Genomic DNA, 22467 nt, shown 5'->3' with positions numbered 1-22467 from the left:
CATCCTTCCTCAAACCGGCGCACGCGGCGCGGATTCCTGCGCAATCGGCGACACACGGCGCTTGGCCTCACGATAGAACGTATAGAGGCCGGAGGCGATGACGATCGCAGCCCCGACGAGCGTCCAGCTGTCAGGCACTTCCGCGAAGAAAAAGAAGCCGAGCACAGAAGAGAAGATCAGGCTGGTATAGCGAAACGGCGCGACGAAAGAGATTTCGCCGGTGCGCATGGCGAGGATGACCGACTGGTAGCCGACGAGCACCAGCACCGATGCGAGTACGAGATGCCCAAGTGCTGCGGCGCTGACCGGCTGCCAGCCGCCGAGCACCGGGATGAGCAGCGCGCCGAAGAAGGAGGCTGATATGGCGGTGATGACGGTTATCATCAGCGAGGGAATCTCCGGACTGATGCTCCGGGTGGCGAGATCGCGGCCGGCCGTCGTCAGCACCGCAGCGACGCAGAGGAGGGCGGCGGCGGTGAATCCCTCAGGGCCGGGACGGATAATGATCATCACGCCGACGAGGCCGACAAGGATCGCCGACCAGCGCCGCCAGCCGACCGGCTCGCCGAAGAAGAGGGCAGCGCCGAAGGTGACGACCAGCGGCAGCGACTGCAGGATCGCCGAGGCATTGGCGATCGGCATCATGCCGAGCGCGGTGATATAGGTGACGGCGGAGAGCGTCTCACAGATGATCCTGAAGATGATCATCGGCTGCAGCATGATGCGCCAGGAGCGCAGCGCGCCCATTTTCCAGGCGATCAGATAGACGAGCAGGCTGGTGAAGAGGCCGCGCAGGAACATGATCTCGCCGGCGTTCATATAGGCGATCACCGATTTGGATAGAGCGTCGCTTGCGGAAAAGCCGGCCATCGCCATGCTCATATAGATGGCGCCCTCAGTATTGCGTGACCGCGGCATGAAGAGATTCCCGTTACCTGTGCGCTCCTTTTAATCGCGAAGACGCATGAAGGGAATCGGATGAATGCCACACCAGGCATAAATCGATGATGCGGTGCACAACGGCACTGACCTCAATGCAGGCGTGTGGATGAAGGTCTCGGCAAATCTCGGTTTTATAAGGCGAATTCCGATGTTTCCGACGCCGTGATCAAGGCGTCGATGAGGACGCGCCGTCGCGCTGCCGGTTCGGCCATAGGCGTTTTTCTCGTCCTGCGCGGGAAACGGGTGGCTGCATCGCATGATGTTTGAGCATGTCAAATCTGGCAACAAACCAGGAGAGAACGATATGACACTTCTCAACGACAAGATCGCCATCATCACCGGCGCAAGCTCAGGCATCGGCCGCGCAGCGGCGAAACTCTTTGCACGGCAAGGTGCCAAGCTCGTGGTCACCGGCCGGCGACAAGACGCGCTCGACGCCGTCATCGCGGAAATTGAGGCGGAGGGTGGGCAGGCCGTCGCCATATCAGGCGATGTCAGGGACGAGGCGCTCCAGGAAAGGCTTGTCGAAACGGCAGTCTCGCGTTTCGGCCGGCTCGACATCGCCTTCAACAATGCCGGCATCATCGGTGAGATGGGGCCGGTCGCCGGGCTGTCGGTGGAGGGCTGGCGCGAGACGATCGAGACCAATCTCACCGCCGCCTTCCTCGGCGCCAAACACCAGTCGGCGGCGATGGGAAAAGGCGGCGGATCGCTGATCTTCACCTCGACCTTTGTCGGCCATACCGTCGGCATGCCTGGCATGGCCGCCTATGCGGCGAGCAAGGCGGGTTTGATCGGCTTCGTGCAGGTGCTCGCCGCTGAACTCGGAGCGCAGAAGATCCGCGTCAACGCACTGCTTCCCGGCGGCACCGACACACCCGCCAGCATTACCAACGCGCCCGATGCCACGCCGGAAGTGCTCGCCTTCGTGGAGGGATTGCATGCGCTGAAACGCATGGCGCAACCCGAAGAGATCGCCAATGCAGCGCTTTTCCTTGCCTCCGACATGTCGAGCTTCGTGACCGGCACGGCGATGCTGGCGGATGGCGGCGTTTCGATCAACCGGACATAGGGGCAGGAAATAGGGTGTGCTGTGGCAACCAGCCGTGCGCGTCTGGGACCCAGCCACCCGCCCTCGTCCTTCGAGGCTCCGGCCTGCGGCCTGCGCGCCTCAGGATGAGGGCTGGTCGGTGTGCCTTGCCGCTGCGCTTCCCGTTGAACCAAGCCGCAACCTCTCTCCAGCCTCATCCTGAGGCGCCCCGAAGGGGCCTCGAAGGACGGGGCTGGCCGCTTTGCGCCGATCAGGCGACTTCGCGTATGTCTCTTTCCGCCTGGCGGTCGAGATAGGCGACCAAATCCGCGATGGTGACGAGGGGGAGGTTGTGGCGTTCGGCAAAGAGCGTGAGTTCGGGCAGGCGGGACATGGTTCCGTCGTCGTTGGCGACTTCGCAGATGACGCCGGCGGGGATCCTTCCGGCGAGGCGGGCGAGATCGACTGCGGCTTCGGTGTGGCCAGGGCGGCCGAGCACGCCGCGGGGGTTGGCGCGCAGCGGAAAGATATGGCCGGGGCGGGCGAATTCGTCGGGCTTTGTGCGATCGTCGACGAGGGCGCGGACGGTGGCGGCGCGGTCCGCCGCAGAGATGCCCGTCGTCGTGCCCTTGAGATAATCGACCGAGACCGTGAAGGCGGTTTTGTGCGATTCCGTATTGTTGGGCACCATCAGCGGAATATCGAGCGCATCGAGGCGCTCGCCTTCCATGGCGATGCAGACGAGTCCACGGGCGTGGGTCATCATGAAGGCGATTGCCTCAGGGGTGACGGCATCGGCCGCGACCACGATATCGCCTTCGTTTTCCCGGTTCTGGTCGTCGACGACGACGACCATCTTGCCGCTGGCAATGGCTGATATGGCATCTTCAATTCTTGCGATAGTCATGCTGTCTGGCCTTTCAAGGGTTATGTCAGCGGGCTGACATGGTCTGCTCGGCTCAATCCGTGAGCGAGCCTTCTGCCCTTGGGCGAACAAACGTCAGCCGACTCCGGGATGGAGTGCAACTGCCCGTGTTGTCCTCTTCCATCCGGACTATACCGTCGGCTCCGGCATCTCACCGGATCTGCTGACCTTCCGACAGGAGGTGCCGGAAGCGCTCGCGGGCTCCAAGATTGCTCCTGATACCGCCGGTGGGGAATTACACCCCGCCCTGAGAACATTTCAAAGATAGGATCAAAAACAGGCAGATGGCAAGGTCACTCGACCGGGCAAAAATGCAAAGCTGCCCTGACGCCGATGGACACACTGTTCACACGGAGGCGACAACCGTGTCGCCTTCCGCGCTTCGTTGGTGCTTTGATCCTTCCATGCATGTCGTTGTCCCAAAACCACTGCGCAATTTTGGGCGCCTGCATCAGGACATGATCAGGCCGCCGTCGACATTGATCGTCTGGCCGGTGATATAGGCGGCATCCTCGCTGGCGAGGAAGGTCACCAGGCCGGCGACGTCTTCGCCGGAGCCGGCCCGTTTCATCGGGATGCCCTCGACCCATTCCTTCATCAACTCGCCGGGGGCGTAGTTGCCGAGCAGCTTGCCCCAGGCCTGGTCGTTATAGGCCCACATGTCGGTTTCGATGATGCCGGGGCAGAAGGCGTTGACGGTGATCTTCTCGGTCGCGACTTCCTTGGCCAGGCTCTGGGTGATGCCGACGACGCCCATTTTCGAGGCGGCATAATGCGGCGTGTAGATGAAGCCGTCGCGGGCCTGGCCGGAGGCGGTGTTGATGATGCGGCCGCCGCGCTTGTGCCTGCGCATTCTCGATATCGCCTCCTGGGCGCAGAGGAAGACGCCCTTGGTGTTGACGGCCATCACCTTGTCCCACTCGTTTTCGGTCAGGTCCTCGACGCGGGCAATGGTGATGACGCCGGCGTTCTGGATCGAGACGTCGACCGAGCCGAATTCCTTCTCGGCGGCATCATAGAGGGCGGTGACGCTCGCCTTGTCGGTGACGTCGCCGATGAAGGAGATCGCCTTGCCGCCTTCGGCCCGGATCTGTTCGGCAACGCCGTGAACCAGCTCCTCGTTGGCCGAGACGACGAGATTGGCGCCTTCTTTCGCAAAGCGTCTGGCGATCGCCGCTCCGATGCCGCGGCTGCCCCCGGTAATGACGACGGTCTTCTGCTCGAAGCGTTTCATGCTCTTTCCTTGTCCATCGATAAACAATAAATCTGGGTGCGACCTACCATGCGATCATTATTGGAGATCAACCGGTTGTCGCGAATTCAGGCAGTGTTGAGCGCCGGTGACGACGTCCGCGCCTTCCATCCGTTCGACAGCCCGTTCGATCGGCGTGAAGGGCGGGCAGACGACGATATCGCACGCCGTCATGCCCGTTAGTCCCTTCAGCGCCTCGATCTCAGCCAGGGAGGAAGCGAGATCGGTCACTTTTCAGCAGCGGGAATGAGCTTTCTCATCACCAGCAGCAGAAACCGCCGTCGACGAGAAGATCGACGCCGGTCACGAAACTTGCTGCATTCGACAGCAGAAACACCGCCGGACCCACCATCTCGTCCACCGCTGCCATGCGCTGCATCGGCGTCTGCTCTTCGAAGAGCTTGGTCTGGTGGACCATCTCCGGACGGGTGTTCATGGGCGTTGCCGTGTATCCGGGGGAGATGGTGTTGACGCGAATGCCGCGGTCGACCCATTCCATGGCCATGGACTTCGACATATGGATCACGCCCGCCTTGGAGGCGTTATAGTGCGCTTGGCTCAGCCCCCGGTTCACGATCACACCCGACATGGAAGCGATGTTGACGATGGAGCCGCGTCCATTCTTCAGCATGGCGCGAGCCTCTGCCTGGCAGGAAAGAAAGACGCCTTTCAGGTTGATATCCATCAACGTCTGATATTGGTCCTCCTCCATTTCTTCCGCTGCGTTCGCGTTAGCGATGCCTGCAGCGTTGACTGCAAGCGTCAGCGCGCCGAGATCGGCTTCGGTACGTGCTACGGCATCTCCAAGGGAAGATTTGCTCGTGACATCCGCCGCGATCTGGATCGAGCGGCGGCCGGCGGCGCGAATATGTTCGGCCGTCTTGACCAGCCCGTCGTCGGTTCGGCGGTCGAGCAGCGCCACGTCGGCGCCGCATTGCGCAAGGCCGATGGCAATGCGCTGACCAATACCGCTGCCGGCACCGGTAACGATGGCAACCTGGCCGCTGAGATCGAAAAGCTTCGGGGCGTTCAGAGTGATGTCGGACACCGCTCTTCCTTTCTCTGTCTGTTTAGATGGTGGCCAGTTCCATGACCGAAACGTCATTTGCCTGGTCACGATTGAGAATCCCCGCCTGCTTGCCTTGCGCAAGCACGACAATGCGATTGGAGACTCCGAGAACTTCTTCGAGGTCCGAGCTTACGACGATGACCGCCACGCCCCGTTTGGCAAGATTGACGATGATGTCGTAGATACCGGCTCGGGCGCCGACGTCGATGCCTCTCGTCGGTTCGTCGAGCACGACGACCTTAGGATCGCGCATCAGCCATTTCGCGATGACCACCTTCTGCTGGTTGCCGCCGGACAGGTCCGAGGCATATTGCTCCGCACGGCCCTTCACGCCGAACTTGGCCACTGCCTTCTCCGCAAACGAGCGCTTGACGCTCGGCGTAATCCAACGCCCGCCCAGCTTGTCGAGATTGGCGTAGATAATGTTCTCGCCGATCCGGTGCCCGACAACGAGGCCTTGCTCCTTGCGGTCTTCCGGAACCATCACGATGCCCTTGGCGATCGCGTCCGCCGGATCGCGCAGCCTGAGTTCTTCGCATTCCAGCTTGATCGAACCTGCACTGATTGGGTCCGCGCCCGAAATGGCGCGGACAAGTTCGGTGCGGCCGGCGCCGACCAGTCCGGCGATTCCGAGAATTTCCCCGGCGCGCACATCGAAGGTAACGTCGCGGAATGAGTTGTCCGGCGAGCACAGCCCCGACACCTGGAGTACTGGATGCTCTGTCGGAACCGGCAGGGCAGGGAACAAGCGGTCAAGCGGGCGTCCGACCATGCTCTCGACGATCGTTCGCACCGGTGTCGCGCTGTCGGAGAATTCCTGCACGCGCTCGCCATCGCGAAGAACGACGATCCGATCGGTTATTCGCTTGATCTCTTCCATGCGGTGGGAAATGTAGACGATGCCGACACCTTCTGAGCGAAGCTTCCGAACCTGTTCGAAAAGAGCTTCCGTCTCCGCGCCGCCAAGGGCGGCCGTCGGCTCATCGAGGATCAGGAGCTTTGCGTTGAGAGCCAGCGCCTTGGCGATCTCGATGAGTTGCTGATTTGCCGTGGAAAGGCCGGCGACCGTCCGCGTTGCAGGGATGTGAAGGTTCAAGCGAGCGAGCTGGTCCTGGGCCCGGCGAACCATCTGGGCGCGGTCGACGACGCCGTTCTTCATCGGCCAACGTCCGATGAAGACGTTTTCCGCGATCGACAGCTGCGGCAGAAGCTGCAGCTCCTGATGGATCAGGACAACGCCCTTGTCGATCGCTTCCCTTGGGGTGGCCGGGGCATAAGGCTGCCCCAGCCATGTCATTGATCCTTCGGACGGCGTGCGTGACCCGGCGATAATGCCCGATAGCGTTGACTTGCCTGCGCCGTTTTCACCGAGAAGTGCAACCACTTCGCCGGGATAAACGTCCAAGCTGACATTCTTCAGAACCTGGAGCGGCCCATACCATTTGGATATGCCCCTCAGGGAAAGAGCTGGATCAGTCACGGCACACCTCCTCAAGACCTCAACTTCATTACGGATGGTTGGCGATGAAGCCTGCGACGTTTTCCTTGGTTGTCAGCGTGGCATCCAGGAGCTGGACCGGCGGCACCTTTTCTCCGGCGACAAGCTTGGCGGCGTTTTCAACCGCGTCGCGGCCCATCTTCTGCGTCTGCTGGGTCGCCGTTACGTTGAAGACACCCTTGCTGAGCGCTTCGAGAGCTGCGGTGTCACCATCGAAGCCGCCAACCACGATCTTCTGGGAAGGATTGGCGACCTTGATCGCCTGCGCGGCGCCAAGGGCAAGGCCGTCGGCCTGGGCGAACACGATCGAAACGTCCGGATTTGCCTGCAGCATATTCTGCATGATCTGGAATCCTTCGTCCTGGCTCCAGATGTTCGAGAACTGCTCGGCGACAACCTTGACGTCCGGATATGCCTTGAGAGATTCAGCGCAACCCTTCGAACGATCGACTTCCGGCGTTGTGCCCTTCTGGCCGTGGATGATGACCATCTTCCCCTTGCCGCCGGCTTCCTTCAGAATGTAGTCGCACACGGCCTTGGCAGACGCGACGGAATCCGTTGCAAGGAAGGTATCGCCCGGTGCTCCCTCGGCGTTGCGGTCAACGTTCACGACCGGAATACCAGCGCTCTTGGCGAGCTTGACCGGAACGGTCGCAGCCGCCGCACCTGCCGGAATGTAGATCAGCGCGTCGATCTTCTGGGTCAGGAGGTCCTGAATCTGGTTGACCTGCGTCGGCCCGTCGCCCTTTGCGTCGACCGTGATGACTTCGATGCCGCGCTTCTTGGCTTCGGCCTCGACCGATTGCTTGATCTGGTTGAAGAAGTTTGCCTGAAGGTTGGCAACGGCCAGGCCGAGCTTCTTCAGTTCCGCCGCGTGTACGGGGCCGAGCATGAGGCCGAGCAGTGCAGCAGATGCGAGCATGGTGCGCGCTATTTTCATTGTATTTCCTCCGTTGTTTGATGGAACCCTCGGGTATGTCCTCCCCCTCGGGGTATTGATCCGACCCAAATTTTTGGAGCGGAATTCCGGGTTCGCCAACGCGGCGGACCCCGCTCGTCAGGCGCGACGCCGACGAATGGTCTCCGCGCCGACCGCGAGCACGATGACGATGCCGATGATCACCTGCTGCAGGAAGGGCGAGACGTTGAGAAGGTTGAGACCGTTGCGAAGCACACCGATGATAAGAACGCCGATCAGCGTTCCACCGATGCCGCCCGCGCCGCCGGAGAGCGAAGTTCCGCCGATGACGACCGCAGCGATGGTGTCCAGTTCATAGCCCAGACCACTGGACGGCTGGACGGAATCCAGCCGCGCGGCGAGCACGATGCCGGCGAGCCCCGCAAGGACGGCACTCACGACATAAACGGCTATCGTCACGAGCGGGACGTTGATACCGGCCAGGCGTGCGACTTCGGGATTTCCTCCCACCGCGTAGAGCATGCGACCTTCGGAGCGGAAGTGCAGGAAAAGCCACGCGGCAAGAACAACCGCAAGCATGAGAAACACAGTGGCTGTCAACACGCCGAAATGGCGATCGATTGCCAGCATCATGAACCAGTCGGGGAATCCAACGATCTGCTGGCCGTCCGTGATCATATTCGCGACGCCGCGAGCCGCGGACATCATCGCAAGAGTGGCAATAAACGCTGGAACCCTGAACTGCGTAACCAGAAGTCCGACGATCAGCCCCGAAAGGCCCGCTGCGACCAGAGCAAAAGCGATCCCGACCGGCAGCGGCAGGCCGGCGACATTCGCAGTCCAGCCCATGACCATCATCGCAAGAGCGAGTGCCGAGCCGACGGAGAGATCGATGCCGCCGATCAGAATGACAAAGGTCATTCCGACGGCCATGATGCCGAGGACAGTGATCTGATCGAGGATGTTGAGACCGTTCCGAACCGAAAGAAACGTGTCGGTGCTGAGGCTCAGGAAGACGCAAAGCGCGAGCAGCCCCACGAGCGGGCCGGTGGCGCCCTTGAGTTTGCTCAACCAGGCCCCGGACGAAAGCCCGTGTTCATTGATATCGAGCGCCACCATTGTTCCTCCCTATGCCTAGGCTGATTGCTAATTCATTCTGCGAATAAATATTCACTGATGCTGGAAAATTCATTAACAAGTTGCTTTCCGGCTGTCAACAGGATTTCTAGACTTACAACTGTCGGTGTTCCACTTAAAGGGCTTGACTAATCGGTGTCTTGTGCAAAAATATTGACAACTGAATATTTATGCATGAGAGGAATCCATGAATACGACAGAACTCGAGCGGGTCGCTCGCGAGATCCGATTGCGCGATCTCCAGGCGGTCTTTGAAGCGGGCGCCGGCCATATTGGCGGGGAAATGTCGGTCATCGACATTTTGACTGCCCTCTATTTTCGTGTGCTGAATGTTTGGCCCGATCAGCCGAAGCACCCCGACCGCGACAGGTTCGTTCTTTCGAAGGGACATACTGCATGCGCGCTGTATGTGACGCTCGCAAAACGCGGCTTCATCCCGGAGGAAGAGATTTCCACCTTTTTGCAGCCGCATTCGAGGCTGAACGGGCATCCAAATTGCAACAAGGTTCCTGGCGTCGAAACGAATACCGGGCCGCTCGGCCACGGTCTTCCTGTCGCAATAGGAATGGCAAAAGCCGCCAAGCTCTCAGGCGCGAAATATCACACCTATGTCGTCACCGGCGACGGTGAGATGCAGGAGGGCTCCAACTGGGAAGCGATCATGGCGGCCGCTCAGTTCAAGCTCGATAACCTGACGCTGGTCATCGACCACAACAGGTTCCAGCAGGGCGCCGCCCTGGCGGAAACCAACGATCTCGCCCCGCTTCGTCCGAAGCTTGAAGCTTTCGATTGGGAAGTCACCGAGATCAATGGGAACAATATGAGCGAAGTCGTTTCAGCCCTCGAATACCGGGGGTCGAGACCGCATTGCATCGTGGCCCACACCAACAAGGGGCATGGAATCTCGTTCATGCAAGACCGAGTCGACTGGCACCACAAGGTACCGAGCAAGGAACAATACGAAATCGCATTGGCAGAATTGTCGGAGGCACTGTAATGAACGCGCCAATAAACGCACCCAAGCTCTACGATTGCCGCGACGCATTCGCCACTACGCTTGAGCGGCTGGCAGCCGAAAACGAAACGATCGTTGCCGTCTGCAACGACTCCGTGGGCTCCTCCAAGCTCGGCGGCTTCAAGGCGAAGTTTGGAGAGCGCCTCGTAAATGTCGGCATCGCTGAGCAGAACATGGTGGGGGTTGCAGCAGGCCTCGCCAATGGCGGACGCCTTCCGTTCGTGTGCGCCGCCGCTCCGTTTCTAACGGGACGGTCGCTGGAGCAGATCAAGGCCGATATTTCGTATTCGAATGCCAACGTCAAGCTGGTCGGCATTTCTTCTGGAATGGCGTATGGCGAACTCGGCCCGACCCATCACTCGATCGAGGACTTTGCCTGGACGCGGGTTCTGCCCAATCTTCCGGTCATCGCGCCTTGTGACCGCATCGAAACAGCTGCTGCAGTCGAGTGGGCCGCGGCCTATAACGGCCCCTGTTTCCTGCGTCTGTCTCGCGTAAGTGTGCCTGATCTCCTTCCGGAGGGTCACAAGTTCGAACTTGGCAAGGCAAACCTCCTTCGCCAGGGTTCCGACGTCACCCTTATCGCAAACGGCACTTTGACTCATCGAATCTTAAAGGCTGCCGAGATCCTCGCAGAACGCGGTATCAACGCCAGAGTGCTCAACCTTGCAACGGTTCGTCCGATCGACGAGGAGGCTATCATCGCCGCGGCGAAGGAAACCGGAGCGATCGTCACAGCCGAAGAGCATTCGATCTTTGGCGGGCTCGGTTCCGCGGTAGCCGAAGTGGTGGTCGACAATGCTCCAGTCCCGATGAAACGTCTCGGAGTTCCCGGCGTCTACGCTCCGACCGGTTCGGCAGAGTTCCTGCTCGACGAATTCGGGATGGCGCCGTCCGCAATCGCCGACGCCGCGCAGTCGCTGATCAGGCGCAAGTAACTGGGATGACGTGATCAGCCCGGACGCTTTTTGTCGTCCCGGCTGCCGTCTGATCTGGGGAGGATAGAATGCGGGCAATTCTGGCAATTGACCAGGGAACCACCAATTCAAAGGCAGTTCTGGTTTCCGAAAAGGGAGAAATTGTTGGCAGAGGTTCGGCTCCAGTCGGCATCACCTATCCGAAACCCGGCTGGGTCGAACAAGATCCACGCCGGCTCTACGCATCCGTCTGCGAGGCGATCGACGCCTGCCTGAAGGCCACTCCCGACGTGGCTGTCGAGGCCGTGGCGATTTCCAACCAGCGCGAGTCTGTCACTGCCTGGGATGCCGAAACGGGAGACGCGCTTGGACCGGTGGTAAGCTGGCAGTGCCGTCGAACGGCACAGGATTGCGAACGTCTCATCGTCGAAGGCCGCCTTGACCGTGTGCAGGCGCTCACAGGCCTGCCATTGGATCCGATGTTCCCGGGTTCGAAATTCCGATGGCTGCTCGACCGTATTCGGGCCGGGCGACCGGTGCGGCTGGGAACGGTCGACAGTTGGCTCGTCCACTGCCTGACGGGCGGGCGCCGGCATGTTTGCGACGCTTCGAATGCCGCCAGGAGCCAGTTGTTCGATCTCCGGGAGCAGAGATGGAGCGAGGAACTTGGCGAGATTTTCGGGGTGGATATCGCGCTCCTGCCCGAGGTACTCGACAGCTCTGCCGACTTCGGCAGGACGCAAGGGTTGCCAGGCGTGCCGGATGGAACTCCGATAATGGCCGTGATCGGAGACAGTCATGCTGCGCTGTTCGGTCATGGAGCATTCAAGCCGGGTGATGGCAAGGTAACCTTCGGAACCGGCTCGTCGGTGATGACGACGCTTCCACGATTTATTCCCCCACGCAATGGCGTCACTACGACCGTCGCATGGCGTCTCCATGGAAAGCCGACCTTCGCTTTCGAAGGCAATATTCTCGTCTGCGCCGCCAGTCTCCCCTGGATGGCAGACATTCTCGGCCTTTCGGACGTGGCGGCCCTTGTCGAACTTGCGGCGAGCGCCGAACCGGGCGGACCGGGCTTCGTGCCAGCATTCGTGGGACTGGGCGCACCCTATTGGAACTCCGACGCCCGTGCCCTGTTCTCCCAGATCAACTTCAATACGACACGTGCGCAAATGGCGCGGTCGGTCACCGACTCGATCGCCTTCCAGGTGCACGACGTGATCGCCGCCATGCGAGCACAAAGCGGCGGCGAGCTCGGGGCCCTCTATGTGGACGGCGGACCGAGCCAGAACCGTTTCCTGATGCAGTGTGTCTCGAATCTCATCGAACATCGCGTGATCCAATGCGAAGCACCCGAGGCGTCGGCTTTGGGAGCCGCATATCTCGCGGGTCTCTCGCTTGGCCTGTGGAGCGATCTTCAGGTTATCGCGGAGCTGCCCCGGAGCTCACATATCATTGACCCGGAACCCGTCGATCGAGCGGTGCTTCTGAATACCTGGAATGATGCACTTGCCCGCTCGACGGCACGCGAAACAACGGCTAATGATGAATAAAAATTCACCCTAGGATTAGCGATGACTCGCCTCAATGAACTCCGCCTCATCTCGAGGGTCGCCCAGATGTACCACTTGGAGGGGCGGCGACAGGCGGAGATCGCACAGCACCTTCGCCTGTCGCAGGCGACAGTGTCGCGCATGCTCAAGCGTGCCGAGGCCGAAGATATTGTGCGAACCAGCGTGACCCCCCCCGTTGGCACCTACAGCGAGCTTGAGAGCGCGCTTCGCGAGAAATATGATTTGCCGGAGGCGATCGTCGTTGAGTGTACGGAAGATCGGGACGGAGCCATCATGGCCCGTATCGGAGAGGCAGCGGCTCATCTCTTGGAGGTAACGCTTGCGCCAGGGGAGATCATCGGCGTCTCGAGTTGGAGCCAGACCATTTCCAAGATGGTCGAGAACATTCATCCCCTGAAGAGCGCTCAGGCGAAATACGTCGTCCAAACCCTTGGAGGCATGGGCGATCCTTCAGTGCAGACGCATGCGACGCAGCTTACCACGCGGCTTGCTCGGCTGACCGGCGCAGAGCCAAAACTGCTCGCTGTGCAGGGCGTTACGACGTCCAGAGAGGCAAAATTTCTTATGCAGGCCGATCCATACGTTCGGGAGACGATGGACTTGTTCGGCAGCATAACGCTTGCGATTGTCGGAATCGGAGCAGTCGAACCGTCCGAACTTCTCGCACGGTCAGGCAACATCTTTTCGTCTCGCGAACTGTCTGATCTCGCGGAAGCGGGAGCCGTCGGCGATATCTCGCTTCGCTTCTTCGATAAAAACGGCAAGCCGGTCAAGACGCCCCTGGACGACCGGGTCATAGGGCTTCCACTCGAGGATCTCGAACGGGTGGACCGGGTCATTGCTCTTGCCGGCGGGTCTAAAAAGACCGACGCAATCGCAGGGGCGCTCCGCGTGGGAGTCATCCACATGCTTGTTACGGACAAGTTTACCGCGCAGCGACTGATCAACTGATGAGTTAGGCTGATTGCCACCTCAATGCGCCGTCCCATCCACAATCACGTGGTCATGGTCCAGCGAGCATCTCTCCACCCGGGCCTCGACCCTGTAGATCTCCCGCAGCATCTCGGCGGTGACGACGTCGCGGGGGGTGCCGCAGGCATGCATGCGGCCGTTGGCGATGACGATGACCTTGTCGGCGAAGCGGAGCGCCTGGTTGAGATCGTGGATGGCGATCAGCACGATCATGCCCTTGGTGCGGGCCTGTCGGCGCATGAAGTCGAGGACCTCGACCTGGCGGTGGAGATCGAGCGCACTGGTCGGCTCGTCCATCAGCATGATCTCGGGTTCGCGGACGAGCGCCTGGGCGATCGAGACGAGCTGGCGCTGGCCGCCGGAAAGCGCGCCGAGGTCGCGGAAGGCGATGGAGGTAATGTTCAGCGCCTTCATGATCTCGTCGATGAAGCGCAGGTCGCTGTCGCTGACGGCCCAGGACTGGCCCTGCTTGCGGGCGAGCAGGATGGATTCGTAGACCGTCAGCACGGCGTTTGCCGAGGTATCCTGCGGCATGTAGCCGATGGCGTTTTTCGCCTTCGAGCCTTCGACGACGACATGGCCCGGCCCTTTGAGGAGGCCGGTGATGCGCTTGAAGAGGGTCGACTTGCCGGCAGCGTTCGGGCCGATCACTGCCACGACCTCGCCCGATGTCATCACCGGCGTCGTCACATCTTCGACGAAGAGCTTGCGGCCGTGATAGGCGCCGACCGACTGCAACTGAAGCGCTACCACGACCGGCTCCTGTTCGAGAGGATGAGGGAGAAGAAGAAGGGCACGCCGACCAGGGCGGTTATGATGCCGATCGGAAAGACGACGCCCGGAATGATCGACTTCGAGACGATCGAGGTCAGCGACAGGAGCAGCGCACCCGACAGGATCGAGCCCGGCAGGAAGAAGCGCTGATCCTCGCCGAGGATCATGCGGGCGATATGCGGCCCGACGAGGCCGACGAAACCGATCGTGCCGACGAAGCTGACGGGTATTGCGGCGAGTAGCGAGACCACAAGCATGGTTTCCAGCCGGATGCGGCGGACATTGACGCCGAAGCTTGCGGCCTTGTCCTCGCCGAGGCGGATGGCCGTCAGCGCCCAGGCATTGCGGGCAAAGAGGGGAAGTGCTGCCAGCAGAACCGCGAGCGTCACCCAGATCTTCGGCCAGGTGGCCTTGGTAAGGCTGCCCATCGTCCAGAAGACGACAGCCGACAGCGCCTGTTCTGAGGCGAGATATTGCAGGAAGGCGAGCAAGGCATTGAAGGTGAAGACCAGCGCGATGCCGAGCAGCACAACGGTCTGCACCGAGACGCCGCGGGCCTGCGAGACGAAATGGATGAAGAGCGTGGCGATCAGCGCCATGATGAAGGCGTTGACCGGCACCAGCAGGCCGGCTGCAACAGGCAGAAGCGGAACGCTGGTGACGATCGCCAGGGCGGCACCGAAGCTTGCCGCCGCCGAAATGCCGAGCGTGAAGGGGCTGGCGAGCGGATTGGCGAGGATCGTCTGCATCTGTGCGCCGGCGACGGAGAGCGATGCGCCGACGACGATCGCCATCACCGCAACCGGCATGCGGATGTCCCAGACGACGGCCCGCACCTGATCCGAAACGGAGGAGGGGTCTAGGAGGGCGGCGACGACTTCACTGAGACTATAGCGGGCCGGACCCCAGGCGAGATCGACCGCAAAGGACAGGCAGAGCGCTGCCGTCATGGCGGCAAGGATCAGCAGCTTGCGCCGGGCAAGGGCGCGGTAGCGCTCCCTCCCGGCTTCGGCTTCTATCGATATGGCGGCGATCTCGGCCATTTTGGATTATTGACCCGCCTTGGCGTCGACCCAGTAACCCGGCTGGTAGGCGACCGGCAGGAATTTTTCGTGGAATTCCTTGAAGGTGGCATCGGGATCGAGATCGGCAAAGAGGTTCGGATGGAACCACTTGGCCAGCTGCTGGACGGCGACGAACTGGTAGGGGCTGGTATAGAACTGGTGCCAGATCGCATGGACATTGCCGCCGGCAACCGCTCTGGAGCCGGTGAAGGCAGGGTTTTCCACCAACGTGTTCAGCGCCTTGCGGCTGTCGTCGAAGGTGACGGCGGCATTCGGGCCGACATTCACATAATCCTTGGCATTCTTGGTCTGGCTCCAATTGGATCCGGTGACGACGATGACATCGGGATTGGAGGCGACGACCTGCTCTGCATTGATCGAGCCGGTATAGCCCGGCAGGAAATCGGAGCCGAGATTGTGGCCGCCGGCCCAATCGACCATCAGGCCGAAATTATCGGGGCCGAAGGTGCCGCAGCATTCGACCAGGCCTGCGGCGCGGTACATGAAGACATTCGGCTTCGGCGGATTGGCGGCCTTCAGCCTGTCGGTGACACGCGCCATCTGCTCTTTCCAGAAGCTGGCGACGGCTTCGGCGCGGTCTTCATGGCCGAAAATCTGGCCGAGGATCTTCAGGCTCGGCTCGGTGTTGGCAAGGATGTGCTCGCGGAAATCGATATAGACGATCTTTACGCCGATGCCGTTCAGCATCTCCTCCAGCTTCACCTCGTCGGCGGCCGCCTTGTTGCCGATCGGCAGCAGCAGCACGTCGGGATGAAGCTTGACGACCGTCTCGGTCTGCAGCGTGCCGTCGGTCAGGTTGCCGAGGAAGGGCAGGTCCTTGCCCTTTGGAAACTTCTCGACATAGGCGTTGAAGCCGTCCTTGTCGGTGGTCCAGAGATCGTTGCGCCAGCCGACGATTTTGGCGAAGGGATCTTCCTTCTCGATCGGCGCGACGGCGTAGAGCATGCGGCCTTCTCCGAGGATCACACGCTCGACCGGCTTGTCGAAGGTCACTTCGCGACCCGCGACATCCTTGACGGTGAAGGACTGCGCCCAGGCCGAAAGCGGCATCAGGCTCGCAATCGCCGCTGCGGAGACTGCGAGTATTTTCACGAAATTCATCTGGAAATTCCCCCGAGGTCTGAATAATGTCCGCAGGCATAAGAAATATGACTTTATGAATCAAGTTATATGTTTTAGAGCCTTTCCAAACTGATCCGATGCCGGGGTGCCTCAGATGAATTCCATGAACACGAACTACTCGATCCGCGACGAAATCCGCGACTTCTGGTCGGAACGGGCGGCGACCTTCGACCAGAGCGTCGGCCATGAAATCTTTTCGGAAGCGGAGCGGAAAGGCTGGCAGCGGCTGATCAGAAAACATCTGGGCGAAGGGCAGGGGCGCGCGGCACTTGATCTCGCCTGCGGCACCGCCGTCATCTCGCATCTGATGCATGGTGCCGGCTTTGCGGTCACCGGCCTCGACTGGTCGGATGCGATGCTGGCGCAGGCACGCGCCAAGGCGAAGAAGCGCGGCACCGATATCCGCTTCGTCTCCGGCGACGCCGAAAACACCATGGAGCCACGGGAAAGCTACGACGTCATTACCAACCGGCATCTCGTCTGGACGCTGGTGGATCCGGCTTCTGCCTTCAAGGAATGGTTCGCGGTGCTGAAGCCGGGCGGCAAAGTGCTGATCCTCGACGGCAATATGGGCAAGGAAACCTGGGTCAAAGGCCTGCAGAAGCTCTGGACAAAAGTGACCGGCAAGCCGGCGGCAAGCCACATGACGCCGGAGATGATGGCGCGGCACCAGAAGATCCGCTCACGCGTGCATTTCTCCAGCCAGATGCCTGCTGAAGCAGTCGTCGATCTTCTGCGCCAAGCCGGCTTTACGGATATTGTCGTCGACCGCAAACTCGCCGATATCCATTGGGCGCAGGCGCGCAAGATGCCGTTTCTGCGCGGGCTCGAGCGCATGGTGCAGGACCGGTTTGCGATTTGTGCGCGTAAGCCTGAGTGATGGGTTGGCGCTTGGGGACGGTCGGCCCTGCAGCAGGCAACGTTCCATCTACCTACGGCAGAAAATCTAGCGCGAGGATCAACCCAGCCTCCCTCATTCCTGTGACGTGCACAGGAATGAGGGTGGTGCGGGTAGGCGTACGGCCCTATTTTTCACCCACCAGTAACACTCATATGCCGCGCTACCGCTGGACGGTTATGCGTGCGGTCGATGATGAAGTCGTGGCCTTTGGGTTTGCGGGTGATGGCCTCGTCGATGGCGGCGTGGAGGAGGGCGTCGTCTTCGGTGGCGCGGAGTGCGGCGCGTAGATCGGCGGCGTCGTTCTGGCCGAGGCACATGTAGAGCGTGCCGGTGCAGGTGAGGCGGACGCGGTTGCAGCTCTCGCAGAAATTATGCGTCATCGGCGTGATGAAGCCGAGGCGGCCGCCGGTTTCTTCGACCCTGACGTAACGCGCCGGGCCGCCGGTCTGGTAATCGATGTCAGCAAGGGTGAACTGGTCTTCGAGATCGGCGCGCAGTTTCGAAAGCGGCAGGTACTGATCGGTGCGGTCTTCTTCGATCTCGCCCATCGGCATGGTTTCGATGACGGTCAAATCCATGCCGCGGCCGTGGGCGAAGCGCAGCAGCTCCGGCATCTCGGCATCGTTGAAATCCTTCAGCGCCACGGCGTTGAGCTTGATCTTCAACCCTGCCTTTTGAGCAGCGTCGATGCCTTCCATGACCTTGGCGATATCGCCCCAGCGGGTGATCTTGCGGAACTTGTCGGGGTCGAGCGTATCCAGCGAAACGTTGATCCGGCGCACGCCGCAATCATAAAGCTCCTCGGCGTGGCGAGAAAGCTGTGAGCCGTTGGTGGTCAGCGTCAATTCGTCGAGGCCGGCGCCGATCTTCTGGCCGAGTTGGCGAACCAGATACATGATGTTCTTGCGCACCAAAGGCTCGCCGCCGGTCAGCCTGATCTTGCTGACACCCCTGGCGATGAAGGCGGAACAGAGCCGGTCGAGCTCTTCCAGCGTCAGCAGATCCTTCTTCGGCAGAAAGGTCATATTCTCCGCCATGCAATAGGTGCAGCGGAAATCGCAGCGGTCGGTGACGGAGACGCGGAGATAGGTGACCGCCCGCCCGAAGGGGTCGATCATCGGGTCCGCACCTGCCACCAGCGGCGATGCATTGCCTATCGTTCCAACTCTAGTGTTCACCTGTATCTCCGTACTCTCGTCAATGTGGGCATATGCTATTGTCGCGTCAAGGGAAACCGCCCGCGCGAGCATGCCAATTTCAGCTTGCGCCGAAAAAGATCAACGCCTACTTCTCGCATGAGAAGAGGACAAAATGATGAGCGATATCTGGCCGAGCGAACTTCGCGTCTCCAAAGACAGGCAGCGGCTGGTGGTGACCTTCAACGACGGCCAGAGCTTCGACCTGTCGGCCGAGCTCTTGCGCGTGCTGTCGCCCTCGGCCGAGGTGCAGGGCCATGGGCCGGGGCAGAAGGTGACGGTGCCCGGTAAGCGCAACGTCGCGATCATCTCGATGATGCCGACCGGCAATTACGCGGTCCGCATCGGTTTCGACGACATGCACGATACCGGCATCTACACCTGGACCTATCTGCGCGAGCTCGGCGAACAGGGACCTGAGCTGTTTTCGGCCTACGAAGCCGAGCTGAGCGAAAAGGGCATGAACCGCGACACGGCGGAGAAGCCGCGCTGACACTCACCTGAGCCGCTATCACTTTCAATCCATGCATAATCCAGCCATCGGGGGGCCATATGGCGAAAACGAACGGAAAGAACTGGCTGCGCGCCAAGGGCAGCGCCAGCAGCAACAAGGTGACCTTCCTCGAACTGTTCTTCGACCTGGTCTTCGTCTTTTCGATCTCGCAGCTCTCGCATGCGCTCGCCGCCCACTACACGCCGCTCGGTGCCGCCGAAGCGGCGCTGATGACCTTCGCCGTCTGGTGGGTGTGGATTTTCACCGCCTGGGTGACGAACTGGCTCGATCCGGACAAGATGCCGGTGCGCGGGATGCTGGTGGTGCTGATGATGCTCGGGCTGCTGCTGTCTGCCTCCATCCCCGAGGCTTTCGGCGACAAGGGCCTGCTGTTTGCCGGCGCCTATGTGGCGATGCAGGTCGGGCGCTCGCTGTTTACGACCTATGCGATGACGCGCGTCGACCGCGCCAATACGCTGAATTTCGTCCGCATCACCGCCTGGCTCGTGGCAGCAGGCGTCTTCTGGATCGCCGGCGGGCTGCTCGAGCATGAAGCCCGGCTGATCGCCTGGGTGATAGCGCTTGCGATCGAATATGCCGGGCCCGCCGCGGGCTTTGCCGTGCCGGGGCTCGGCCGCTCGACGGCGCGGGACTGGGATGTTTCTGGCGCGCACATGGCGGAGCGCTGCGCACTCTTCGTGATCATCTGCCTCGGCGAAGCGATCCTTGTTTCCGGCCGCACCTTTGCGGAGCTGCCGTTCTCAGGGCTGACCAGCGTCGTCTTCGTCACCGCCTTCATCGGCACGGTCGCCATGTGGTGGCTCTACTTCCGCTTCGGCCACGGGCGCGCCGCCCACCGCATCGAGCATGAGGAGACGCCGGGAAGCTTGGCGCGGCAGGCCTTCACCTATGGACATATCCCAATTCTTGCCGGCATCATCGTCCATGCGGTCGCGGTCGAGTTCATGTTCTCGCATCCGCATGAAACCGGTGATCTCGGCATCGCCGCAGCCGTGCTCGGCGGCTCCGGCCTATTCCTGATCGGCAATCTCTGGTTCAAGGGCGCGACCAGCGGGCGGATGCCGCTCTCGCATCTCGCCGGCCTGGTGTTTTTGATCCTGCTTGCCTTTGTCGCGCCTTTCATCGAGGTCTATCTGATGGGCATTCTGGCGACGCTGGTGCTGATCGTCGTCGCCGCCTGGGAATACCGCTCGCTGACGGGCACGGAGGCGGCGCCGACGCTGCATTGAACATCAGTCCTCGTCGCGCAGATCTTTCAGCAGCACAGTGATGATCCGCTCCATCGAATCGGCAGTCGCCATGCATTGCTCTATCGGCTCGTCCGACAGCACGCGGTCGATGAGGCCGGTCTGGATGGCCATGGCTTCCTCACTCAGTTTCCGACCCTCTGGCGTCAAATAGAGGCGCAGCACGCGCTTGTCGCGCTCGTCATCGCGGCGAAGGATCAGGCCGCGCTTCTCCATCTGCGGCAAGAGCATGCTCATATTGGAGCGGCCGACCAGCAGTTTGCGCGCCAGCTCCTGCTGCGAGATGCCTTCGAAACGATAGAGATTGACCAGGATATCGAGGTGCGGCGGCTTGATATCGAGATCGGCAAGCGAGCGGGCCAGGGATTGTTGCATCAGCTGGCAGGCGCGAGCCACCGCGATCCAGCTGCGAAAACGCGGATGATCCCAGGGAAGGGATTGATTTTTGTTCATCGTTGTACTTTATTGTTCAGTGTTGAACAGTCTTTTGGAATCCCACTATGGCAAACTTTGCGCTTGACGTCACCCGCCTCGGGTTTTCGGTTCTGCAGGCGGTTTCTCCTGATCTGGCAGGCAAAGCGGCGTTCCAGCTGTTCTGCCGGACGCCATCGACAAAGCCGAAGGGAGCAAAGGCGAAAGCGGTGCATGCAGCGGGTGCGCTCCGGCTTGCCGGTGCCGAACGCTTCACCCTCCGGCTTGCCGGCGGGCGCCAAGCGCATGCCTATCGGCTGAACGGCGGGGCGAGGGGTAAACGCAAGCGCTATCTGGTGACACATGGCTGGGGATCGAGCGCGGCATATATGGCCGAACTCGTCTCGATGCTTGCGGCAATGGGCGCGGAGGTCGTGGCGCTCGATTTTCCCGGCCACGGCCGTTCCGGCGGACGCTTCCTGCATATGGGGCTTGCGGTCGAGACGATCGCGGCGGCCGAGGCGCGCTTCGGCGCATTCGATGCGGCTATCGGCCATTCCTTCGGCGGTGCGGCGCTGATGGTCTCGGCGGCGGGGCTGCTGCCTGGTGTGGCGCCTGTCACCGGCGAGAGACTGGTGCTGATCGGCGCGCCGAGCGAGATGGGCTCGCTGTTTACCGATTTCGGCGGGATGATCGGCCTTCGCCCTACAGCGCAAGCGGCACTGGAGAACGAGGTCCATCGCATCACCGGACGGAGACTTGAGGATTTCGACGTCGGCGGGGCTGCGGGCGGCATCGGCCGGCCGGTGCTCGTCATCCATGCCGAGGACGACAAGGAGGTGTCGTCTCTCCATGCCAGGCGCTATGGCGCAGCGGGGAAGGGCGTTCGGCTGTTCTGGGCGAACGGCTTCGGCCACCGGCGCATCATCGGCGCCGAGCCGGTTCTTGCCGCGATCGCGGCGTTTCTCGACGGCGATCGAGGCGTGGTTGAAGTGCCCGATGAAAGCATCAAAAAAGATGCGGAGATCATTCCGTTTTTTGAGCTTCCGGCAAGGCGCGCGGCATTGTAGCGTCCGTCGCGAAGATCAAGCCGCGGCGGGACGCCTCATGAAAATCATCAGCAGCATCGAAGAGCTCAATACGATCTACGGCGCCGGGCTTTCGCCGGCCTCCGTCGCCAAGGTGACGAAGCAATTGACCCCCCTCTATCGCGAGATGATCGAGATCTCACCGTTTGCGGCGCTTGCGACCGTCGGCCCGGAGGGTCTCGACTGTTCGCCGCGCGGTGATCTTGGCGGCGTGGTGCGCGTCGCCGACGACGAGACGCTGCATCTGCCGGATTGGCGCGGCAACAACCGGGTCGATTCGCTCTCCAACATCGTGCGCGATCCGCGCCTGGCGCTGATGTTTCTGATCCCCGGCTCGAACACGACGATGCGCATCAACGGCCGCGGCGTCGTTTCCGACGATGAGGCGCTGCTTTCAAGCTTCGAGATGGACGGCAAACATCCGCGCACCGTCGTCGTGATTTCGATCGACGAGGTCTATTTCCAATGCGCGCGCGCCGTGATGCGGGCCGAGCTGTGGAATGGAGAACACTTCGCCGATCCGGCAAAGCTGCCGACGCCCGGGCAGATGCTGAAGGCCGCAACCGGCGATTTCGACCAGGAAACCTACGATCGGGAATGGCCGGGGCGGGCGGCGAAGACGATGTGGTAGGGTGTGGTGCCGAGAAGCGGACACCCACCTCTCTTCCCTCATTCCTGTGCTTGTCACAGGAATCCAGTGCCCAAGTGCTTGGGCGCGGAAGATATTTTCACGGTCGCAAAGAGTTATTCACCGCGCAGACGCGTGGTGGCTGGATTCCTGTGACAGGCACAGGAATGAGGGAGCAAGCGGCTACCTCGTCCGTTCCCTCGGACTCCTGGCGGACAAGGGAGCCATCGGCGCGAACCGGACAACAG

23 protein-coding genes and 1 riboswitch are annotated in these 22467 nt (G+C 61.2%); of the genes, 10 read left to right on the top strand and 13 right to left on the bottom strand.

The window, feature by feature from the left end; genetic code table 11:
* Positions 1 to 9: 9 nt before the first annotated feature.
* The gene (locus AC25BC_RS11280; protein ID WP_012757741.1) at positions 10 to 918 is read right to left on the bottom strand and encodes a DMT family transporter; all 909 of its coding nucleotides are present in this window, start codon (positions 916 to 918) and stop codon (positions 10 to 12) included.
* A 328-nt stretch (positions 919 to 1246) separates the two neighbouring features.
* On the opposite strand from AC25BC_RS11280, the gene AC25BC_RS11275 reads away from it, so the two are divergent.
* Positions 1247 to 2014 (top strand): SDR family oxidoreductase, encoded by a 768-nt coding sequence (locus AC25BC_RS11275; RefSeq protein ID WP_128438425.1) that lies wholly within the window; start codon positions 1247 to 1249, stop codon positions 2012 to 2014.
* Between the two features lie 229 nt (positions 2015 to 2243).
* Here AC25BC_RS11275 and ribB read toward each other — a convergent pair whose 3' ends face one another.
* The 7 genes from ribB to AC25BC_RS11240 form a co-directional block, all read right to left on the bottom strand.
* A complete protein-coding gene (gene ribB, locus AC25BC_RS11270; RefSeq protein WP_128438426.1) occupies positions 2244 to 2879 on the bottom strand; it encodes a 3,4-dihydroxy-2-butanone-4-phosphate synthase in 636 nt (211 codons plus the stop codon).
* Positions 2880 to 3005: 126 nt separating this feature from the next.
* Positions 3006 to 3156, bottom strand: a riboswitch (FMN riboswitch).
* Positions 3157 to 3348: 192 nt separating this feature from the next.
* Positions 3349 to 4131 (bottom strand): glucose 1-dehydrogenase, encoded by a 783-nt coding sequence (locus tag AC25BC_RS11265; protein ID WP_128438427.1) that lies wholly within the window; start codon positions 4129 to 4131, stop codon positions 3349 to 3351.
* A gap of 57 nt (positions 4132 to 4188) precedes the next feature.
* Positions 4189 to 4380 carry a triose-phosphate isomerase gene (locus AC25BC_RS11260; RefSeq protein WP_128438428.1) on the bottom strand — a complete coding sequence of 64 codons (192 nt, stop codon included), beginning with the start codon at positions 4378 to 4380 and terminating at the stop codon, positions 4189 to 4191.
* Between the two features lie 28 nt (positions 4381 to 4408).
* Positions 4409 to 5197 carry an SDR family oxidoreductase gene (locus AC25BC_RS11255; protein ID WP_128438429.1) on the bottom strand — a complete coding sequence of 263 codons (789 nt, stop codon included), beginning with the start codon at positions 5195 to 5197 and terminating at the stop codon, positions 4409 to 4411.
* 22 nt (positions 5198 to 5219) lie between these two features.
* Positions 5220 to 6698: a sugar ABC transporter ATP-binding protein gene (locus AC25BC_RS11250; protein WP_128438430.1), complete on the bottom strand. Its 1479-nt coding sequence runs from the start codon at positions 6696 to 6698 to the stop codon at positions 5220 to 5222.
* Positions 6699 to 6726: 28 nt separating this feature from the next.
* The gene (locus tag AC25BC_RS11245) at positions 6727 to 7656 is read right to left on the bottom strand and encodes a sugar ABC transporter substrate-binding protein (protein WP_003540275.1); all 930 of its coding nucleotides are present in this window, start codon (positions 7654 to 7656) and stop codon (positions 6727 to 6729) included.
* A 117-nt stretch (positions 7657 to 7773) separates the two neighbouring features.
* Positions 7774 to 8754 (bottom strand): ABC transporter permease, encoded by a 981-nt coding sequence (locus tag AC25BC_RS11240; protein WP_003540274.1) that lies wholly within the window; start codon positions 8752 to 8754, stop codon positions 7774 to 7776.
* A gap of 205 nt (positions 8755 to 8959) precedes the next feature.
* Here AC25BC_RS11240 and AC25BC_RS11235 point away from each other — a divergent pair, with 205 nt between their 5' ends.
* The 4 genes from AC25BC_RS11235 (at position 8960) to AC25BC_RS11220 (ending at position 13232) form a co-directional block, all read left to right on the top strand.
* Positions 8960 to 9769, top strand: coding sequence for a transketolase (locus AC25BC_RS11235; protein WP_029870790.1), 810 nt, complete (start codon positions 8960 to 8962; stop codon positions 9767 to 9769).
* Positions 9769 to 10725, top strand: coding sequence for a transketolase family protein (locus tag AC25BC_RS11230; protein ID WP_128438431.1), 957 nt, complete (start codon positions 9769 to 9771; stop codon positions 10723 to 10725). The genes AC25BC_RS11235 and AC25BC_RS11230 overlap by 1 nt, the downstream gene beginning before the upstream one ends.
* A gap of 68 nt (positions 10726 to 10793) precedes the next feature.
* Positions 10794 to 12260, top strand: coding sequence for an FGGY family carbohydrate kinase (locus AC25BC_RS11225; protein ID WP_128438432.1), 1467 nt, complete (start codon positions 10794 to 10796; stop codon positions 12258 to 12260).
* A 21-nt stretch (positions 12261 to 12281) separates the two neighbouring features.
* Positions 12282 to 13232, top strand: coding sequence for a sugar-binding transcriptional regulator (locus AC25BC_RS11220; protein ID WP_003540269.1), 951 nt, complete (start codon positions 12282 to 12284; stop codon positions 13230 to 13232).
* A 21-nt stretch (positions 13233 to 13253) separates the two neighbouring features.
* On the opposite strand, the gene AC25BC_RS11215 is transcribed toward AC25BC_RS11220, so the two are convergent.
* Genes AC25BC_RS11215 through AC25BC_RS11205 form a run of 3 tightly spaced genes read right to left on the bottom strand, consistent with a single transcriptional unit; the run spans position 13254 to position 16213 of the window.
* Positions 13254 to 14006: an ABC transporter ATP-binding protein gene (locus AC25BC_RS11215; RefSeq protein WP_128438433.1), complete on the bottom strand. Its 753-nt coding sequence runs from the start codon at positions 14004 to 14006 to the stop codon at positions 13254 to 13256.
* Positions 14000 to 15070 (bottom strand): FecCD family ABC transporter permease, encoded by a 1071-nt coding sequence (locus tag AC25BC_RS11210; protein WP_029870793.1) that lies wholly within the window; start codon positions 15068 to 15070, stop codon positions 14000 to 14002. Before AC25BC_RS11210 ends, AC25BC_RS11215 begins: the two co-directional genes overlap by 7 nt.
* Before the next feature lie 6 nt (positions 15071 to 15076).
* The gene (locus tag AC25BC_RS11205; protein WP_128438434.1) at positions 15077 to 16213 is read right to left on the bottom strand and encodes an ABC transporter substrate-binding protein; all 1137 of its coding nucleotides are present in this window, start codon (positions 16211 to 16213) and stop codon (positions 15077 to 15079) included.
* A gap of 115 nt (positions 16214 to 16328) precedes the next feature.
* Here AC25BC_RS11205 and AC25BC_RS11200 point away from each other — a divergent pair, with 115 nt between their 5' ends.
* Entirely contained in the window at positions 16329 to 17114 is a 786-nt protein-coding gene (locus AC25BC_RS11200; protein ID WP_012757727.1) for a class I SAM-dependent methyltransferase, read from the top strand.
* Between the two features lie 152 nt (positions 17115 to 17266).
* Here the strand turns inward: AC25BC_RS11200 and moaA are convergent, their stop codons facing one another.
* Positions 17267 to 18313 carry a GTP 3',8-cyclase MoaA gene (gene moaA, locus AC25BC_RS11195; protein WP_012757726.1) on the bottom strand — a complete coding sequence of 349 codons (1047 nt, stop codon included), beginning with the start codon at positions 18311 to 18313 and terminating at the stop codon, positions 17267 to 17269.
* A gap of 136 nt (positions 18314 to 18449) precedes the next feature.
* Between moaA and AC25BC_RS11190 the strand changes: the two genes are divergently transcribed.
* On the top strand, positions 18450 to 18824 hold the full coding sequence (locus tag AC25BC_RS11190) for a gamma-butyrobetaine hydroxylase family protein (RefSeq protein ID WP_032996649.1): 375 nt from the start codon (positions 18450 to 18452) through the stop codon (positions 18822 to 18824).
* A 59-nt stretch (positions 18825 to 18883) separates the two neighbouring features.
* Complete coding sequence (locus tag AC25BC_RS11185; protein ID WP_128438435.1) at positions 18884 to 20074, top strand: low temperature requirement protein A; 1191 nt, start codon at positions 18884 to 18886, stop codon at positions 20072 to 20074.
* A gap of 3 nt (positions 20075 to 20077) precedes the next feature.
* Here AC25BC_RS11185 and AC25BC_RS11180 read toward each other — a convergent pair whose 3' ends face one another.
* On the bottom strand, positions 20078 to 20545 hold the full coding sequence (locus AC25BC_RS11180) for a MarR family winged helix-turn-helix transcriptional regulator (protein WP_011652244.1): 468 nt from the start codon (positions 20543 to 20545) through the stop codon (positions 20078 to 20080).
* Between the two features lie 47 nt (positions 20546 to 20592).
* Between AC25BC_RS11180 and AC25BC_RS11175 the strand changes: the two genes are divergently transcribed.
* Both AC25BC_RS11175 and AC25BC_RS11170 read left to right on the top strand, forming a co-directional pair.
* The gene (locus tag AC25BC_RS11175; protein ID WP_017994279.1) at positions 20593 to 21573 is read left to right on the top strand and encodes an alpha/beta hydrolase; all 981 of its coding nucleotides are present in this window, start codon (positions 20593 to 20595) and stop codon (positions 21571 to 21573) included.
* A gap of 37 nt (positions 21574 to 21610) precedes the next feature.
* Positions 21611 to 22222: a pyridoxamine 5'-phosphate oxidase family protein gene (locus AC25BC_RS11170; protein ID WP_017994278.1), complete on the top strand. Its 612-nt coding sequence runs from the start codon at positions 21611 to 21613 to the stop codon at positions 22220 to 22222.
* Positions 22223 to 22467: the final 245 nt, after the last annotated feature.

Source organism: Rhizobium sp. WSM409 (genome assembly GCF_057653825.1).
Note: the sequence above shows the minus strand (reverse complement) of the source record. Positions and strands in the feature narration are given on the sequence as shown.

Excerpts from the sequence above, each read along its gene's own strand:
- AC25BC_RS11240 (WP_003540274.1), bottom strand. The coding sequence starts at position 8,754 with ATGGTGGCGCTCGATATCAATGAACACGGGCTTTCGTCCGGGGCCTGG.
- AC25BC_RS11225 (WP_128438432.1), top strand. The coding sequence starts at position 10,794 with ATGCGGGCAATTCTGGCAATTGACCAGGGAACCACCAATTCAAAGGCA.
- AC25BC_RS11275 (WP_128438425.1), top strand. The coding sequence starts at position 1,247 with ATGACACTTCTCAACGACAAGATCGCCATCATCACCGGCGCAAGCTCA.
- AC25BC_RS11190 (WP_032996649.1), top strand. The coding sequence starts at position 18,450 with ATGAGCGATATCTGGCCGAGCGAACTTCGCGTCTCCAAAGACAGGCAG.
- AC25BC_RS11265 (WP_128438427.1), bottom strand. The coding sequence starts at position 4,131 with ATGAAACGCTTCGAGCAGAAGACCGTCGTCATTACCGGGGGCAGCCGC.
- AC25BC_RS11170 (WP_017994278.1), top strand. The coding sequence starts at position 21,611 with ATGAAAATCATCAGCAGCATCGAAGAGCTCAATACGATCTACGGCGCC.
- AC25BC_RS11200 (WP_012757727.1), top strand. The coding sequence starts at position 16,329 with ATGAATTCCATGAACACGAACTACTCGATCCGCGACGAAATCCGCGAC.
- AC25BC_RS11235 (WP_029870790.1), top strand. The coding sequence starts at position 8,960 with ATGAATACGACAGAACTCGAGCGGGTCGCTCGCGAGATCCGATTGCGC.
- AC25BC_RS11210 (WP_029870793.1), bottom strand. The coding sequence starts at position 15,070 with ATGGCCGAGATCGCCGCCATATCGATAGAAGCCGAAGCCGGGAGGGAG.
- AC25BC_RS11245 (WP_003540275.1), bottom strand. The coding sequence starts at position 7,656 with ATGAAAATAGCGCGCACCATGCTCGCATCTGCTGCACTGCTCGGCCTC.
- AC25BC_RS11230 (WP_128438431.1), top strand. The coding sequence starts at position 9,769 with ATGAACGCGCCAATAAACGCACCCAAGCTCTACGATTGCCGCGACGCA.
- AC25BC_RS11185 (WP_128438435.1), top strand. The coding sequence starts at position 18,884 with ATGGCGAAAACGAACGGAAAGAACTGGCTGCGCGCCAAGGGCAGCGCC.
- AC25BC_RS11205 (WP_128438434.1), bottom strand. The coding sequence starts at position 16,213 with ATGAATTTCGTGAAAATACTCGCAGTCTCCGCAGCGGCGATTGCGAGC.
- AC25BC_RS11280 (WP_012757741.1), bottom strand. The coding sequence starts at position 918 with ATGCCGCGGTCACGCAATACTGAGGGCGCCATCTATATGAGCATGGCG.
- AC25BC_RS11220 (WP_003540269.1), top strand. The coding sequence starts at position 12,282 with ATGACTCGCCTCAATGAACTCCGCCTCATCTCGAGGGTCGCCCAGATG.
- AC25BC_RS11175 (WP_017994279.1), top strand. The coding sequence starts at position 20,593 with ATGGCAAACTTTGCGCTTGACGTCACCCGCCTCGGGTTTTCGGTTCTG.
- ribB (WP_128438426.1), bottom strand. The coding sequence starts at position 2,879 with ATGACTATCGCAAGAATTGAAGATGCCATATCAGCCATTGCCAGCGGC.
- AC25BC_RS11180 (WP_011652244.1), bottom strand. The coding sequence starts at position 20,545 with ATGAACAAAAATCAATCCCTTCCCTGGGATCATCCGCGTTTTCGCAGC.